We start from the raw sequence: 15,767 nt of genomic DNA, 5'->3' as shown, positions 1-15,767 counted from the left end.
CTCCGGCGGGCCCACAACTCGGGGACCGGACGGCGCCGCGCGGGCCGTCGGCACGCCACACCGGGTGCCTGCTCGGTGACGGGGCGGGTCGGGGTGACCGGGGAACGGCCCCGCGGCGGGGTTCAGGAGGAGCGGCGCCGGATCAGCTCGGTGGGGAGCACCAGGTGGGGCTGCCGCCCGGCGGCGGGCGCGGTGCGCGGCGGATCCTGCTGGGCGCGCGCCATCAGCTCCAGCAGCATCCGGACCATGGCGCGCCCCATCTCCTCGATGGGCTGCCGCACGGTGGTCAGCGGCGGGTCCATGTGCCGTGCCACGGCCGAGTCGTCGAACCCGACCAGGGCCACGTCCTCGGGAACGTCCCGCCCGGCTTCGCGCAGCGCCAGCCGCGCTCCGGCGGCCATCACGTCCGAGGCGCAGAAGACCGCGTCCACCTCCGGGTCGCGGGCCAGCAGTTCCCGCATGGCACGGTGCCCGCCCTCCTCCGTGAAGTCGCCCTGCGCGACCAGGGGGCCGTCCGCGCAGCGGTTGCCGTCCGCCACGTGCGGCGGCGGGGCGCCCTCCCGTCCGGCCGCGCGGAGCGCCGCGTGGTAGCCCGCCAGCCGGCAGCGGGCCCCGTAGATGTCCGGCGGCCCGGTGATGGTGGCGACCTTCCGCCGTCCGCGGCCGATCAGGTGCTCGACGGCGAGCTGGGCGCCGAGGAGGTTGTCGGAGTCCACGTAGGGCAGCTGCTCGGCATGGGAGCGGCGGCCGCCGAGCACCGCGGGCATGCCGACTTCCCGCAGCTGGTCGGGCAGCGGATCGTCGCCGTGCACGGACACCAGCAGGACGCCGTCCACCCGGTGCGCCGCCGCGTACTGGGCGAAGCGCTCGCGTCCGCGCTGGTCGCGGATGAGGGTGAGCAGGAGCTGCATGTCCGTGTCCCCGAGTTCGGCGCTGACCCCGCGCAGGATCTCGGAGAAGTAGGGCTCGGCGAACAGGCGGTTCTCCTGCTCCGGGACGACGAGCGCGATGGCGTCCATGCTTCCGGCCGCCAGTGCCCGCGCGGCACGGTTGGGGACGTAGCCCAGTTCCGCCACGGCGGCCTGGACCGCGCTGCGGGTGCGTTCGCTGACCCGGGGGGAGCCGTTGATGACCCGGGAGGCGGTTCCCCGCCCCACGCCCGCACGCGCGGCGACCTGTTCCAGGGTCGGCCCGGATTTCCCGGCGCCGTCCGCGCGGGCTGCTGGCATGGACGCGTCCTCCTTGTTCCCGGGCCCTGCGGGTGCCCGTTCCACCACCTGCCGGGCGGCCGCCGCGCCGCCGTGCGACGGGCTGCCACCCGTGGGAGCGGGCCCCACGTGTCGGGCCCATTCAACTACATCCGCCCGCTCCCGGGCTCCGGGAGCGCTCCCTTGTCAGATCCCTTGACGCGGCTCTGTTCCTCGCACATGCTGCAACGCATCGATGGGAGCGCTCCCATTCCAGCGCTTCCCGCTTTCGCAGGTCCGGGAGGGACGGCACAGCCATGCGTACGACCAGGAAGAGAACCACGGGGCGACCGCTGCGCAGCGGGCCCCTCGCCTGCGGCCTGGCGGCCGTACTGGGGGCGGGCGCGCTGACCGGGTGCGCCCAGGACAGCGGCGGCTCCGGCGGCGAGGACGGCAGGACCACCCTCTCGGTCGGGGTGTTCGGGGTCTTCGGCTACAAGCAGGCCGGCCTCTACGACGAGTACGAGAAGCTCCACCCGGACATCCGGATCAAGGAGAACTCCACCGAACGGAACGAGGACTACTACCCGGCCCTGCTCAACCACCTGTCCGCCAACAGCGGACTGAGCGACATCCAGGCCGTCGAGGTCGACAACATCAACGAGGTCGCCGGGCTGCACGCGGACAAGCTCGTCGACATGGCGAAGGTCGAGGGGATACGCAAGTCCGACTGGCTCGGGTGGAAGTGGAACCAGGCCAAGGCCGACAGCGGCCAGGTCGTGGGCCTCGGCACGGACATCGGCCCGATGGGCGTCTGCTACCGCAAGGACCTGTTCGCGAAGGCGGGACTGCCCACCGACCGCAAGAAGGTCGGCAAGCTGTGGCAGGGCGACTGGTCGAAGTATGTCGACGCCGGCGCCGAGTACATGAAGTCCGCACCCGAGGGCACCGCCTTCATGGACGGCGCAGCCGGCCTCTACAACGGCGCGGTCTCCAGCTATCCGGTCAAGTACTACAGCGCCGACGGCAAGCTGGTCTACAAGAAGAGCGAGGGCGTCCGGGAGTCCTGGGACCTGGCCATGCGCGCGATCGAGGGCGACATGACCGGCAAGCTCAAGCAGTTCGACAAGGAGTGGGACCAGGGCTACGCCAACGGGGACTTCGCCAGTGTGGTCTGCCCGCCCTGGATGCTCGGCTACATCAAGGAGAAGGCCGGGGACAAGGGCGCGGGCAAGTGGGACGTGGCCGCGGCGCCCAGGCCCGCGAACTGGGGCGGCTCGTTCCTGACCGTCCCCAAGGGCGGCAAGCACCGCGAGGAGGCCGTCGAGCTGGCCAAGTGGCTGACCGCACCCGAGCAGCAGGCCAAGCTGTTCGAGAAGCAGGCCAGCTTCCCCAGCTCGCAGGCGGCCTACGCACTGCCCGAGGTCAAGGAAGCGAAGCACCCGTACTTCGACGACGCGCCCATCGGGAGCATCTTCTCCGAGGCCGCCGAGGGCATCCCCACCACCCCGCTCGGGCCGAAGGACCAGGTGATCAAGACGACGATCTCCGACATCGGCATCCTCCAGGTGGAGCAGCAGGGCAAAAAGCCCCAGGAGGGCTGGGACGCCGCGGTGAAGAAGATCGATGACGTCGTCGAGGACTGAGCCGCTCCCCCGCGTGCGGGAGGCCGGGCGCCCCGTCCCGGCGGACGGCGGCCGCGAGCGCTCCCCGGAGCGCCGCGGCCGGCGGCGCCACCGGTGGGACGCCCGGTTCAGCCCCTACGCGTTCGTCGCGCCGTTCTTCGTGTTCTTCGCGGCGTTCGGCCTCTTCCCGCTGCTGTACACGGGCTGGGCCTCGCTGCACAAGGTCTCGCTGCACGACCCGACCCGGATGGAGTGGGTCGGGCTGCACAACTTCTCCAGACTGCTGGAGGACGACTTCTTCTGGAACGCGCTGCGCAACACCCTGACCATCGGCGTCCTGTCCACCGTGCCGCAGCTCCTGATGGCCCTGGGCCTGGCGCACCTGCTCAACTACCGGCTGCGCGGGTCCACCTTCTTCCGCGTCGCGATGCTCACGCCCTACGCCACCTCGGTGGCCGCCGCGACGCTGGTGTTCACGATGCTCTTCGGCCGCGACTACGGGATGATCAACTGGGGTCTCGGACTGCTCGGCATCGAGCACATCGACTGGGAGAACGGCACCTGGACCTCCCAACTGGCCGTCTCCTCCATCGTCGTGTGGCGGTGGACGGGCTACAACGCGCTGATCTACCTGGCCGCCATGCAGGCCGTCCCGGACGACCTCTACGAGTCCGCGGCACTGGACGGGGCCAACCGGTGGCAGCAGTTCCTGCACGTCACGATCCCCGCCCTGCGACCGACGATCCTGTTCACGGTGGTCGTCTCCACCATCGGCGCCACCCAGCTGTTCGGGGAACCGCTGCTGTTCGGCGGCTCGCAGACCGGCGGCGGTTCGCACCAGTACCAGACGCTGGGGCTCTACCTCTACGAGCAGGGCTGGTTCGACTTCCAGCTCGGCCGGGCCTCCGCCATCGCCTGGACGATGTTCCTGCTCCTCATCGTGATCGGCCTGGTCAACTGGCTGATCGCGCGACGCCTCAACAGCACCGGCAAGTGAAGGGATGGACATGCTGCCGACGACGGCCCGGCGCCGCGCCCGCGGAGCGGGCACCGGGGCGGCCCCCCGCAGGGCAGGCAGTGCCGGACGGCACCTGCACGCGGGACGGCTGACCTACGCCATCCTGCTGCTCTTCACCGCCGGTTCGCTCTTCCCGCTGATCTGGACGGCGATCGCCGCCTCCCGGAACAACCAGCGGCTGGCCGAGACGCCGCCGCCGTTCTGGTTCGGCGGCAACCTGTTCAGCAACATGGCCACGGCGTGGCAGGACGCGAACATGGGCAAGGCACTGCTGAACACCACCTTCGTGGCCGGCAGCATCGCCCTGAGCACCGTCGTGTTCGCCACGCTGGCCGGCTACGCCTTCGCCAAGCTCCGCTTCCGCGCGAAGAACGCGCTGCTGATGACGGTGATCGGCACGATGATGGTGCCGCCGCAGCTCAGCGTGGTGCCGCTGTTCATGGCGATCGCCGAACTGGAGTGGACCAACCAGCTCCAGGCGGTGATCCTGCCGATGATGGTCAACGCCTTCGGCGTCTTCTTCATGCGCCAGTACCTGGTCAACGCGCTGCCGACGGAGCTGATCGAGGCCGCGCGCGTGGACGGTGCGCACAGCCTGCGCGTCGTCTGGCACGTGGTCTTCCCCGTGGCCCGGCCCGCGATGGCCGTACTGGGGATGCTGACCTTCGTACTGGCCTGGAACGAGTTCTTCTGGCCGATCATCGCGCTGACCCAGGACAACCCCACCGTGCAGGTCGCCCTGACCGGCCTGGGGCGCGGATACATCCCCGACGAGTCGGTCATCATGGCCGGCGCCCTGCTGGGGACCCTGCCGCTGCTGCTCGCCTTCACCGTGTTCGGCAAGCAGATCGTCGGCGGCGTCATGCAGGGAGCCGTCAAAGGCTGACCCGAGACCGTGCGGGACGGGCCGTGGGACCCGGCCGCACGGACCGGAGCCGTGCGAGAGGCCGTGTGGGGCGGCCTCCCGCACGGCTCCACCACCCTCCGCCCGCCTTCACCACCCCGCCTCACCACGAGTCAGGGCACAGCCGTGCCCGCAACCCCGGGAGCGCACCTATGACATCCGTACAGGCCGGTTCGGCGACGGACACCACCGCCCCGCTCCATTTCCCGAGCGGCTTCCTGTGGGGCGCCGCCACCTCCGCGTACCAGATCGAAGGCGCCGTACGGGAGGGCGGACGGACCCCGTCCATCTGGGACACCTACGCACACACCCCCGGCCGGGTGGCCGGCGGCGACACCGGGGACGTGGCCTGCGACCACTACCACCGCTACCGGGAGGACGTGGCGCTGATGAGCGAACTGGGCCTGGGCGCCTACCGGTTCTCCGTCTCCTGGCCGCGGGTCCAGCCCACCGGACGCGGCCCCGCGGCGCAGCGCGGGCTCGACTTCTACCGGGCGCTGGTCGACGAGCTCCTCGGCGCGGGCATCACCCCGCTCCTCACCCTCTACCACTGGGATCTGCCGCAGGAGGTGGAGGACGAGGGCGGCTGGCCGGCGCGGGAGACCGCCCAGCGTTTCGCGGAGTACGCGGGCCTGGTCGCCGAGGCGCTCGGCGACCGGGTGCAGATGTGGACCACGCTCAACGAGCCGTGGTGCAGCGCGTTCCTCGGCTACGGGTCCGGGGTGCACGCGCCCGGCCGCACCGACCCGGTCGAGGCGCTGCGGGCGGCGCACCACCTCAACCTCGGGCACGGGCTCGCCGTGCAGGCGCTGCGCGCGGCCCTCCCCGACTCCGCGCAGATCAGTGTGAGCCTGAACCCGGCGGCGGTGCGCCCGCGCACCGGCACCCCGGCCGACCGCGACGCCGCCCGCCGCATCGACGCGCTGGCCACCCGGGTCTTCACCGGGCCGATGCTGCACGGCAGGTACGACACGGACCTGTTGGAGGACACGGCGCAGCTCACCGACTGGTCCTTCGTCCGGGACGGCGACCCGGCCCTCGCCCACCAGCCGCTCGACGGGATCTGCGTGAACTACTACACGCCGACCGTCGTCTCCGCCGCCCCGGCCGGCACCGAACCCGAGCGCAACGACGGGCACGGCGGCAGCGCGCACTCCCCCTGGCCGGGCGCCGACCGGGTCGCCTTCCATCAGCCGCCGGGCAGCCGGACGGCGATGGGCTGGAGCATCGACCCCGGCGGTCTGACCGAACTGCTGCTCCGCTTCCACCGGGAGGCGCCCGGGACGCCGCTGTACGTGACCGAGAACGGGGCCTGCTACCCCGACGCGCCGGACGCCGAGGGCCGGTTCCACGACCCGGAGCGGGTCAGCTACCTCCAGCGCCATCTGCGGGCCGTGCACCGGGCCGTCGAGGAGGGCGCCGATGTGCGGGGCTACTTCACCTGGTCGCTGCTGGACAACTTCGAGTGGGCCTGGGGCTACGACAAGCGCTTCGGGCTGGTGCACGTCGACTACCCGACGCAGCGCCGCACCCCCAGGTCCAGCGCCGCCTGGTACGCGCGGGTGGCCCGCTCGGGGGAGCTGCCGCCGGAGTGACCCGCACCCTTGTGGTGGCCCCGTCCGCGGGGAGCGCCGGCCTGCGGCCGCCGCTCCCCGCGGGGGCGGACTCAGCTCGTCGGATTGTGCGCGAGGACGGCTTCGAGGAGCCCCGGCTCGGACTGCGGAAAGTCCATCGGGATGATGCCGAGACCGGTACGCCCGGCCATTCCGGAGCCGTCGAGGAACTTCCGCACCTGCGGGTTGAGCCGGTCCGCGTTCCAGGCGGGCGGCAGCCCGGCGGCGGTGCTCGTGAAGTTGACGTACCAGGGGCCGGGTTCGTCCGCCGCCTGGCGGAACTGCTCGGTGATCCTGTCCCACTTGGCGAACGGCTCGGCCTGGTAGTCGTCCTGGACGTCGAAGAGCTCCGGATCGGCCCACCGGACGCCGGGCAGACCGCCGTTGTCGGCGAGGACCACGACCTTGCCGCGCGCCTCGCCCAGGGTGGGCGGCGTGCCGCCGAGCCGCAGGAGGGAGCGCCATCCCTTCTCGTCCAGGTACACGTCGAAGATCCGGCGGAACTCCTCGTCGCCCACCGACGAGTACTCCTGCTTCACCCGCATCAGGACCGTCTCGCCGGGATGCTCGGCGAGGAAGTCCCGGCAGGCGATGAGCACGTCACCGAACATCAGATGCTGGTAGAACGCGCCGTGGTGGATGGCGAACACCCCGTCGATGGCCCGGCAGCGCACGTCCAGGAACCGGATGCCGGCCGCCAACTGCTCGCCGATCGGCGTGTCCTGGCACTCCACCCAGGCGCCGCCGTGCCGCGCCCCCGAATCGTGGCTGCCGGGGATGGTCAGCGAGCGCAGCGGGGTGGCGGACGGCAGCGGCGCCATCCAGTCCTGCGGGCCGGCCCGCCGCGGGGTGCGCGCCCGGGCTCCGCTCTGCGCCACGGCGACGCCGCCGGCCGCGGAGGCCAGCACCCCGGCCGCCGGCAGCACGGCCGCGCCCCTGAGAAATCCCCGCCTGTCCATGTACGAATCCCCCCGTCGGTCCGTGTCGGTGTCCGCGCACATCATGGTCGAGCGTGCGGAGCGGCGGAAGGGCGCCTCGGGAGCGGTGACCGTTCACCGGCCCTGCTGTGACGGAACCACGACATGCGGCCGGTTGTCCGCGGCCGCCCCGCCGGGCACCCCGGGCGCGGCCGGCCGGCGCCGGGGCGCCTGACCGGGAACCGCCGCCGACCGCCGTACGATCGCCGGGACGGCAGGCGGGTACGGGAGTCGGGAGAGGGACCATGGAGGCGCACCAGGACACCGCACCCGGCGCCGTCCCCTTCCGGTCGGCCACCGGCCGGTGGGTGCTGGTGGCGACCGTCCTGGGCTCGGCCATGGGCTTCCTCGACGCGACCGTCGTCAACGTGGCGCTGCCCGTGATCGGGCGGGACATCGGTGCCGGTGTGTCGGATCTGCAGTGGGTGCTCGACAGTTACCTGCTCACGCTCGCCGCGCTGATCCTGCTCGGCGGCTCGCTCGCCGACCGCTACGGGCGCAGGCGGGTGTTCACCCTCGGGGTCGTCTGCTTCATGATCCCCTCCGTGCTGTGCGCGCTGGCGCCGACCGCCGGGATCCTCATCCTGGCCAGAGCCTTGCAGGGCGTCGGCGCCGCGCTGCTCACCCCCGGCAGTCTGGCCATCATCCAGTCGACCTACCGCTCCGCCGACCGTCCCGCGGCGATCGGCGCCTGGTCCGCGCTCACCGGGGTGGCCTCGGCGCTCGGTCCGATCGTCGGCGGCTACCTCATCGACGCCTTCTCCTGGCGGTGGATCTTCCTCATCAACGTCCCGATCGGGCTCGTGGTCGTCGCGGTCACCGCCCGCCGGGTCCCGGAGAGCCGCGACCCCGCCGCGACGGGACGACTGGACGTGTCCGGCGCGGGGCTGGCGACCCTGGGGCTGGGCGGAGTCACCTACGCACTGATCGAGGGGCCGCGCGGCGCGGCGCCCGGCTGGCTCACCGGCGCCGCTCTCGTCCTCGGTCTCGCCGCCCTGGCCGGGTTCGCCCGCACCGAGCGCCGTGCGCCCAGCCCCATGCTGCCCCCGGGCGTCTTCACGGCCCCCCAGTTCCTCAGCGCGAACGCCGTCACCTTCGTGGTGTACTCCGCGCTGGGCGGCGTCTTCTTCCTGCTCGTCGTCTTCCTGCAGACCTCCCTCGGCTACACACCGCTGTACGCGGGTGCGGCGTCCCTGCCGGTGACCCTGCTGATGCTCGCCCTCTCCTCGCGGGCCGGTGCACTGGCCCAGCGCATCGGCCCGCGCATCCCGCTGACGGTCGGTCCGATGCTGCTGGCGGCCGGCATGCTGCTGATGCTGCGGATCGAGGTGGGCGAGAGCGGCGTGGGCGGCTACTCCGCCGCGGTGCTGCCCGCCGTGCTGGTCTTCGGACTGGGCCTGGCCACCACGGTCGCACCGGTGACCGCGACCGCCCTGGCGGCGGCGCCCGCGGAACACTCGGGCGTGGCGTCGGGCGTCAACAACGCCGTCTCCCGCGTCGCCCAGCTCGCGGCCGTCGCCGCGCTGCCCGTGCTCGCCGGGATCGGCGGCAGCGACTTCCAGGACCCGCGCGCTCTCGCGGCCGGCTTCCGGACCGCCATGCTCATCACGGCGGGCCTGGCGGTGGCCGGCGGACTTCTCGCCTTCGCGACGATCCGGCGCGACGTCCTGGCTCCCGCCTCCGTGCCGGAGCGGGCCGCCGAGGAGCGCCCGCCCGGCCCGGCGGAGCCCTGCCCGTACGAGTGCCCGCTGGCGGGCACACCGCTCCGGCCTGCCCCCGCCCCGGTCTCGGCTCCGTCATCGGCCCGGCGGAGCGATCGCCCGCCGGGCCCGGGACCGTCGGACTCGGCACCGTCCTAGGGAGTGTCCGCGGTCGGTCCCCGTCCGTACGTGCGGCACGGCCACCTGGGTTGACCGCCCATCAGTGCGGTCGGCCACACCCGGGAGGTCCGCCGTTGCCCGGCGAGGGAGCGCGACGCGCGTAAGTTCGTCGGCGCGGAACCGTCTCTGAAAGCTGCGAGGCCGAGGGGTGCTGCATGCGGGCTGCTGCCTACGCCGTCCTTCCGGCGAGTGTGCTCGTCGTACTGGCCGGACTGCTCGTGGCCGTACCGCCCTCGGCCGCGGGTGAGGCCGGGGATGCGGATCCGCCTCCCCGGCCTGGTGTCATCAGGGGGTTCGACCGGCCCGCGCGGGGGTTCGCGCCCGCCGGGACCGTGCTCCGGCGCGCGGCCCCCGCGCGGGTGGGACTCGATCCCGGCCCCGTCGACGCCTTCCTGCGCCGGCTGCCGCACTGGACCGACCCCGCGAGCGGCGCGGAGTATCTCTTCCCGGGGGCCACGGCACTGCTGGCGCACGACGGCACGGTCGTCGCCCGGCGCGCGAGCGGCGACGCCGTCCGCTACACCGCGCGGGGGGAGCTGCCGCCGCGCCGGCGGGTACCGGCCCGCACCGGCACCGTCTACGACGTCGCCTCCCTCACGAAGCTGTTCACCTCGATCGTCGCCCTGCAGCAGGTCGACGCCGGCCGGCTGCGGCTGGAGGCACCCGTGGCCCGCTACCTGCCCGCGTTCGCAGCCCGGGGAAAGGGCGGCATCACCGTCCGGCAGCTGCTCACCCACACCTCCGGGCTGCCGGCCGAGCCGCGGCCCCCGCTGTGGACGGTCGACGGCGGACAACGGGCGCGCCGGCACTCGATCCTGCGGACCCGGCCGTTCGCCCGGCCCGGAGCCGCCTATCGGTACTCCGACATCAACATGATCAGCCTGCAACTGGTTCTGGAACGCGTGACCGGGCGGCCGCTGGACGCTCTCGTGCGGCGGGGCATCACCGGGCCGCTGCGTCTGCACGACACCGCCTACCGCCCGCCCGCGGCCCGGCAGGCGCGGATCGCCGCCACCTCGGTCAAGACCCGGCCGGCCCGGGGACTGCTGCGCGGGTCGGTGCACGACGACAACGCCTGGGCCATGGGAGGCGTGGCCGGGCACGCCGGAATCTTCTCCACCGTCGACGATCTGGCGGTGCTCGCCCAGACGCTGCTCAACGGCGGGACGTACCGGGGGCGGCGGATCCTCGCCCCGTCCGCCGTCACACTGCTGGGCAGGAACTACACGAGCCGCTTCCCCGGGGACGCCCACGGCCTGGGCTTCGAACTCGACCAGACGTGGTACATGGGCGCCCTGTCCTCGCCGCGGACGCTGGGGCACACCGGGTTCACCGGCACGTCGCTGGTGATCGACCCCGTCTCGCGCTCCTTCGCGATTCTGCTCACCAACCGGGTGCACCCTCGCGACGAGAGCCCGTCGACCAACCCGGCGCGCCGGGCCCTCGCCAGGGCGCTGGCCCGGTCGATTCCGGTACGGGCACCGGGCGGCGGCCCCTCGTGGTTCGCCGGGCCCCCGGACGGCCTGCGACTCGGCGGCCGGGAGGCCGGTGACCGGAGCGGCTTCCCGGAGACGGACAGCACCCTGACGACCGGTCCGCTGCGGCTCCCTCCCGCGCACCGGGGCGCCCGGCCGCACGGCAGGCGCGGCCCGCTGCGCGTCCGGTACGACGCCTTCGTGGACCTCGACCGAACCGACCGGTTCGGCATGGAGTACAGCACGGACGGCGGCCGGACCTGGCGCGCCGTACCGGGCACGGCACGGTCCGGGTACCACGGGCGCCGCTGGCAGCGGGTGCGCGCCCGGCTGCCGGCCGGTCCGTACCCGGCGGGCCTGCGACTGCGTTGGCGTTACACCACCACCGGGGTCTCCGGCGGCCGGGGCGTGAACCTCGCGGGGGTGCGGGTGACCGACGCCACGCGCGTGCTGTTCGACGGCGACTGCCCCGGCACCCGGCCGGCCGCACACGGGTGGCGGCCGCTGCCGCCGCCCTGGCCGCCGGCGTACGCCTCCGGACTCGCGCCGGGTGGCGCGGCCCTCGGCTGCCCCCGCGGGACGCCGCCGGGGGCCGCGCACCGTCCCCGGCGCGGCCCCGCGCCGTCACGGCTGTAGGCGGACCGCGCTCCAGCCTTCCGCGGTGCGGTCGTAGCGCAGCCGTTCGTGCAGGCGCCGGGTGCCGTCGGCCCAGAACTCGACGGACTCGCAGGCGATCTCGAACCCGACGTAGGCGGCGGGGCGCGGTTGGGGGCCCTGGCTGCCGACCGTCTCGGCGCGGGCCCGCAGCCGGGCCACGTCCGCCGGGTCACCGAGCGGCTCGCTCTGCCGGGAGGAGACGGTCATGGCGTGGGTGAACACGGGGCGGGCGGCCCACAGGGCGTCGCACTCGGAGTCGGGGAGCCTGCGGACGGGGCCCGCCAGGCTGATCTGCTGACCGGTCTCGCGCCAGTACAGCAGCCCGGATGCCCAGGGGTTGGCCCGGAGTTCGCGGCCCTTGCGGCTGCCGTCGTGAGTGGCGAAGACGATGCCGGTGGCGGTCACCCGGTTCAGGACGACGGTCCGCAGCGAGGAGCGGCCCCGGGCGTCGGCGGTGGCCAGCGCGAGGGCGCGCGGTTCGCGTACGCCGCGCGCCTCCGCGGACTCCAGCCAGCCGCGCAGGAGCCCCAGCGGCTCGGCGGGCGGCGAGAGATACTCGGGAAAGGTGACGTCGATCCCCGCGGTCAGGGTCTCCGACCTGTCGGTGTCCATGCGGTCCCGCTTCCGTGTCCGCCGCGCGGTCGTCGCGCGGATGTCATCGGGGCGGGCCGGCTCCGCGTCGCGGTCAGACATGGAGGCGGCCCTCCGCCACCAGCACCCCGGAGCCGCCCACTTCCACCGACTCGGGGGAGCCGGACTCCGCGGTCCCCTCGGCCCGGGCCAGCATCAGCGAGGGGCGGCCCATCTCGACGCCCTGGGTGATCCGGATCGTCCGGCCGTACGGGGCCATGCCGTGCCGGGCCAGATGGACGGCCAACGGGCCGGCGGCGGAGCCGGTGGCGGCGTCCTCGGTGACGCCGTAGGCGGGCGAGAACATCCGGGTGCGCCAGCAGCTCGCGCCCTCCTCGCCCGGCGCCGGGTGTCCTTCCTCCGCGTCCGGGCCGGGGGCGAAGCAGTTGGCGGCCAGATCCTCGAACCCGGCCAGGGCGCGGTGGTCGGGGCGGAGGGCGGACAGCGCGGCGACGCTCGCCAGGCCGACGAAGACGTGCCGGGGCCCGTTGTGGTAGATCTCCACGGGCAGTGTGGACTTCTCCACGCCGAGCGCGGTCAGCAGTTCCCCGGCCCGCGCGAAGGGGCGCCAGGTGGGAACCGGTTGCCGCATCCGGGCGGCGACCACCCTGCCCCGCTCCCGTGTGAGGTCGAACGGGACGATGCCCATGGCCGTCTCCAGCCGCAGCCGGTCACCCGGATTGCGGGTGCCCAGGGCGATGGCCGTGCCCAGCAGCGGGTGCCCGGCGAACGGCAGCTCGTTGACCGGGGTGAAGATCCGGATCCGGGCGTCACCGCCGTGCCGGGGCCGGAGCACGAAGGTGGTCTCCGACAGGTTCATCTCCCGCGCGATGCGCTGCATCGTGCGGGGGGAGAGATCGTCGCTGCCGAAGAAGACGGCCACGGGGTTGCCGAACAGCGGCCGGCGGGCGAACGCGTCCACGACGACGTAGGTGTGCATCGGGGGCCTCCGAGTGGTGGGCGAAGAGGAGCGGAGCCGGCCGCGTCGCCCCGGCTCCGGGGTGGCCGGCGGCCGAGTGCCGGATCCCGGCCGGGCGCCGTGGTGCCGGATCACCGCCCGAGTGCGGCCTGGAGGGCACGGCCCACGATGCGCGGGCCGTTCCGGGTGAGCACCGACTCGGCGTGGAACTGCATCGACGCGAACCGCGGCCCGCGCAGCGCGTGGATCTCCTGCGTCCGGGGATCCCGCGCCGCCTCCACCACACCCATCCCCTCGACTTCGGTCTTGTCGTGCCGGGCGTGGGCGGCGAACGTGTTGTAGAAGCCGACCCGTTCGCGGACCCCGAACAGGTCGATCTCCCGCTGCACCCCCTGGTCGGGGACGTCCCGGCGGAGGAGCGGGAAGCCGAGCCGGCGGCAGAGGGCCTGGTGGCTGAGGCAGACGGCGACGAACGGACGCTGCCGCTCGAGCAGGCCGCCGATCGCCGCATGCAGCCGGGCCATCCTGGGGCACGCGAGATCCCGCGGGTCGCCGGGGCCCGGTCCCATCACCACCAGGTCGCAGGCGTCGAACGCGATCTCCTCGTCGTAGCGGCGCACCCGCACCCGCAGGCCGAGAGCCCGCAGCTGAAGGGCGATCATCGCCGTGAAGGTGTCCTCCATGTCGACGACCAGGACGCTGCGGCCGGCCAGGTCGGCAGCACCGTCGAAGCCGTGGGCGTCGGCGAGGCCGGCGGCTCCGGGGAACCCGGGCGATCCGGGAACGCCCGCGGGGGGAGGGTCGCCCGGCCCCGGCGGGTGCGGCCCGGGCGCCGGTGTCCGGCCGGCTGCGGTCCGGTCCAGCCAGAAGTCCGCGAGCGGCTCGTTCCGCCGGGCCAGGGCACCGTGCACGCTCGGATGGGCCGCGAAGGAGCGGGAGGAGCCCGGCTCCAGGGCCGCGATGAGTCCTGCCGCCTTGGCTCGGGTCTCGGCCGCCTCGGACGCCGGATCCGAGTGGCGGACGAGCGTGGCACCGACGCCGATGCGGACCTCCCCGGTGGCGTCGATGTCGGCGGTCCGGATGAGGATCGCGGAGTCCAGCGTCCTGCCGCCGTGCGCGTCCCGGCCGATCAGGGCCGCGACGCCGCTGTAGTAGCCGCGGCCCTGCCGCTCGTACTGGGAGATGACCCGGGCCGCGCTCTCCAGGGGACTCCCGGTCACGGTCGGCGCGAACAGCGTCTCGCGCAGGATCTCGCGCACGCCCCGCGCCGTGCGGCCCTCGATGAAGTACTCGGTATGAGCCAGCCGGGCCATCTCCTTCAGGTACGGTCCGGCGAGGCGACCGCCCCCTTCGCAGACCCGCGCCATCATCTTCAGCTCTTCGTCGACGACCATGTACAGTTCCTCGGCCTCCTTGCGGTCGGCGAGGAAGTCCAGGACTCCGGAGAGTTCCGGGCCGCCGGGCGGATAGCGGTAGGTGCCGCTGATCGGGTTCATCACGGCGGTGCCGTCGCGCAGGCTGATGTGCCGCTCCGGACTCGACCCCACCAGCGTGCGCTCCCCGGTGTGCACCAGGAAGGTCCAGTAGGCACCCGACTCGCTCTCCAGGAGCCGGCGGAAGGAGGCCAGGGCGAGTTCGACGGAGTAGTCGGTGAGGTCGGCGACGAAGTCGCGCCTGATGACGAAGTTGGCCCCTGCTCCCCGCCCGATCACCTCGGTGACGACGCGGCGCACGGTCTCCGCGTACTCCGGGTCTCCGGGCACGAAGCGCTGGTCGACCAGGGTCGTCGCCGTGCGCGGCAGCCGGGGCAGCGCCTCGGCGAGGGGAAGCGACTCCTGGCCGGTGACGGTCAGCGCGACGAGCGGGGTGGCGTCGTCGACGCAGGCGTAGCCGCGTTCGGTCAGCTGGCGGTACGGGATGAGCACGAGCGTCTCGTGGCGGTGTCCGCCGTCCCCGGGAGCCGTGCCGGCCGCGGTGTCGGCGGACCGCCCCGTGCTGTCGGGGCGCTCCTGGAGCGGGTGCTCCGGCAGTGGTATCCGCGCCAGCGTCGGGGGCGTGGAGACCGGACCGACGAGGACCTCCAGGCGGTCTGCGCCGTGCCCGGGCACGCTGTGGGGGCGGTGGAGGAGAGCGAACGGTGCGGACGGGTCGTCGAGCACCCGCTCGAACAGCACGCCGCTCATGGCGCGACCTGCGCGAGCAGCCGATCGCCCGGGACGACCATGGCGCAGCGCTCCGCCGCGTAGGTGAGGGCCATCCGGTGCCGGTCCTGCGAGAAGTCGGCGACGGCATCGCCGACCAGGAACGTCCGGATGTCGTTCGCGTAGGCGTCCAGCGCGGTCGCCAGCACGCCCACGTGCGCGTACACGCCGCACAGGATGAGCTGATCGCGCCCGGCCGCGCGCATCCGCCGCAGCAGAGGCGAGCGGAAGAACGCGCTGTAGCGCCACTTGGTGAGCACCCAGTCGCCCGCGGCGGGGGCCAGTTCCTCGGCCACCTGACGGTCGTCGGCCGAGGCGCGCATCCCAGGGCCCCAGAAGTCCTTCAGCAGACCGCGGTCCCGGGGGCTCATCGCGCCGGGTTGGGTGGAGTAGGCGACGGGCACGCCGCGGGCCGCGCAGCTGGTGCGTAACCGCCCGGCGTTGCCGAGGAGTTCCGCGCGCACGGTGCCGGGGAACGGCGCCAGGAAGTACCGCTGCATGTCGTGGACGAGCAGCACTGCCCGGTCCGGGTCCACGCTCCAGTCGGCCGTGTTGGCCGGCAGCTCGTGGGCGGAGGGAAGCGGGTAGGACGCGATGGGCGGGATGCCTGGCATGGGAGCGGTGCCTTTCTGTCGTGCGGTGGAACTCCGCGCGGCTGCCGGGCCGGGGCGCCGGACGGCG

General features: G+C 73.6%; 12 protein-coding genes. 6 read left to right on the top strand and 6 right to left on the bottom strand.

The features are described from left to right. Window positions 1-122: 122 nt before the first annotated feature. Window positions 123-1,229 (bottom strand): LacI family DNA-binding transcriptional regulator, encoded by a 1,107-nt coding sequence (locus tag A949_RS0122125; protein ID WP_019358217.1) that lies wholly within the window; start codon window positions 1,227-1,229, stop codon window positions 123-125. A gap of 275 nt (window positions 1,230-1,504) precedes the next feature. Here A949_RS0122125 and A949_RS0122120 point away from each other — a divergent pair, with 275 nt between their 5' ends. From A949_RS0122120 to A949_RS0122105, 4 genes are all read left to right on the top strand, one after another. Continuing rightward, on the top strand, window positions 1,505-2,833 hold the full coding sequence (locus A949_RS0122120; RefSeq protein ID WP_019358216.1) for an ABC transporter substrate-binding protein: 1,329 nt from the start codon (window positions 1,505-1,507) through the stop codon (window positions 2,831-2,833). Beyond that, window positions 2,814-3,809 carry a carbohydrate ABC transporter permease gene (locus A949_RS0122115; RefSeq protein ID WP_078534818.1) on the top strand — a complete coding sequence of 332 codons (996 nt, stop codon included), beginning with the start codon at window positions 2,814-2,816 and terminating at the stop codon, window positions 3,807-3,809. The genes A949_RS0122120 and A949_RS0122115 overlap by 20 nt, the downstream gene beginning before the upstream one ends. A 10-nt stretch (window positions 3,810-3,819) precedes the next feature. Beyond that, window positions 3,820-4,716 carry a carbohydrate ABC transporter permease gene (locus tag A949_RS0122110; RefSeq protein WP_037707245.1) on the top strand — a complete coding sequence of 299 codons (897 nt, stop codon included), beginning with the start codon at window positions 3,820-3,822 and terminating at the stop codon, window positions 4,714-4,716. Window positions 4,717-4,886: 170 nt separating this feature from the next. After that, window positions 4,887-6,329: a GH1 family beta-glucosidase gene (locus A949_RS0122105; protein WP_019358213.1), complete on the top strand. Its 1,443-nt coding sequence runs from the start codon at window positions 4,887-4,889 to the stop codon at window positions 6,327-6,329. Window positions 6,330-6,400: 71 nt separating this feature from the next. On the opposite strand, the gene A949_RS0122100 is transcribed toward A949_RS0122105, so the two are convergent. Next, window positions 6,401-7,306 (bottom strand): phosphatidylinositol-specific phospholipase C, encoded by a 906-nt coding sequence (locus A949_RS0122100; protein ID WP_037707236.1) that lies wholly within the window; start codon window positions 7,304-7,306, stop codon window positions 6,401-6,403. A 263-nt stretch (window positions 7,307-7,569) separates the two neighbouring features. Between A949_RS0122100 and A949_RS0122095 the strand changes: the two genes are divergently transcribed. Both A949_RS0122095 and A949_RS0122090 read left to right on the top strand, forming a co-directional pair. Beyond that, window positions 7,570-9,183 (top strand): MFS transporter, encoded by a 1,614-nt coding sequence (locus tag A949_RS0122095; protein WP_019358211.1) that lies wholly within the window; start codon window positions 7,570-7,572, stop codon window positions 9,181-9,183. Window positions 9,184-9,359: 176 nt separating this feature from the next. Beyond that, window positions 9,360-11,315 (top strand): serine hydrolase, encoded by a 1,956-nt coding sequence (locus A949_RS0122090; RefSeq protein WP_019358210.1) that lies wholly within the window; start codon window positions 9,360-9,362, stop codon window positions 11,313-11,315. On the opposite strand, the gene phzG is transcribed toward A949_RS0122090, so the two are convergent. The 4 genes from phzG to A949_RS0122070 all read right to left on the bottom strand — a co-directional run bounded on the left by phzG (window position 11,304) and on the right by A949_RS0122070 (window position 15,700). Further along, the gene (phzG, locus tag A949_RS0122085) at window positions 11,304-11,948 is read right to left on the bottom strand and encodes a phenazine biosynthesis FMN-dependent oxidase PhzG (RefSeq protein WP_026004914.1); all 645 of its coding nucleotides are present in this window, start codon (window positions 11,946-11,948) and stop codon (window positions 11,304-11,306) included. The genes A949_RS0122090 and phzG overlap by 12 nt on opposite strands. A 73-nt stretch (window positions 11,949-12,021) precedes the next feature. Then, the gene (locus A949_RS0122080) at window positions 12,022-12,906 is read right to left on the bottom strand and encodes a PhzF family phenazine biosynthesis protein (protein WP_019358208.1); all 885 of its coding nucleotides are present in this window, start codon (window positions 12,904-12,906) and stop codon (window positions 12,022-12,024) included. Window positions 12,907-13,016: 110 nt separating this feature from the next. Beyond that, window positions 13,017-15,068, bottom strand: a complete 2,052-nt coding sequence (locus A949_RS0122075; protein ID WP_019358207.1) for a phenazine-specific anthranilate synthase component I — start codon at window positions 15,066-15,068, stop codon at window positions 13,017-13,019. Beyond that, on the bottom strand, window positions 15,065-15,700 hold the full coding sequence (locus A949_RS0122070) for an isochorismatase family protein (RefSeq protein WP_019358206.1): 636 nt from the start codon (window positions 15,698-15,700) through the stop codon (window positions 15,065-15,067). Before A949_RS0122070 ends, A949_RS0122075 begins: the two co-directional genes overlap by 4 nt. Between the last annotated feature and the right edge of the window lie 67 nt (window positions 15,701-15,767).

The sequence above is a fragment of the Streptomyces sp. AA1529 genome (assembly GCF_000280905.1).
Taxonomy (GTDB): Bacteria; Actinomycetota; Actinomycetes; order Streptomycetales; family Streptomycetaceae; genus Streptomyces.
The sequence above is the reverse complement of the archived record's forward strand: the minus strand, read 5'-3'. Positions and strand labels throughout refer to the sequence as shown.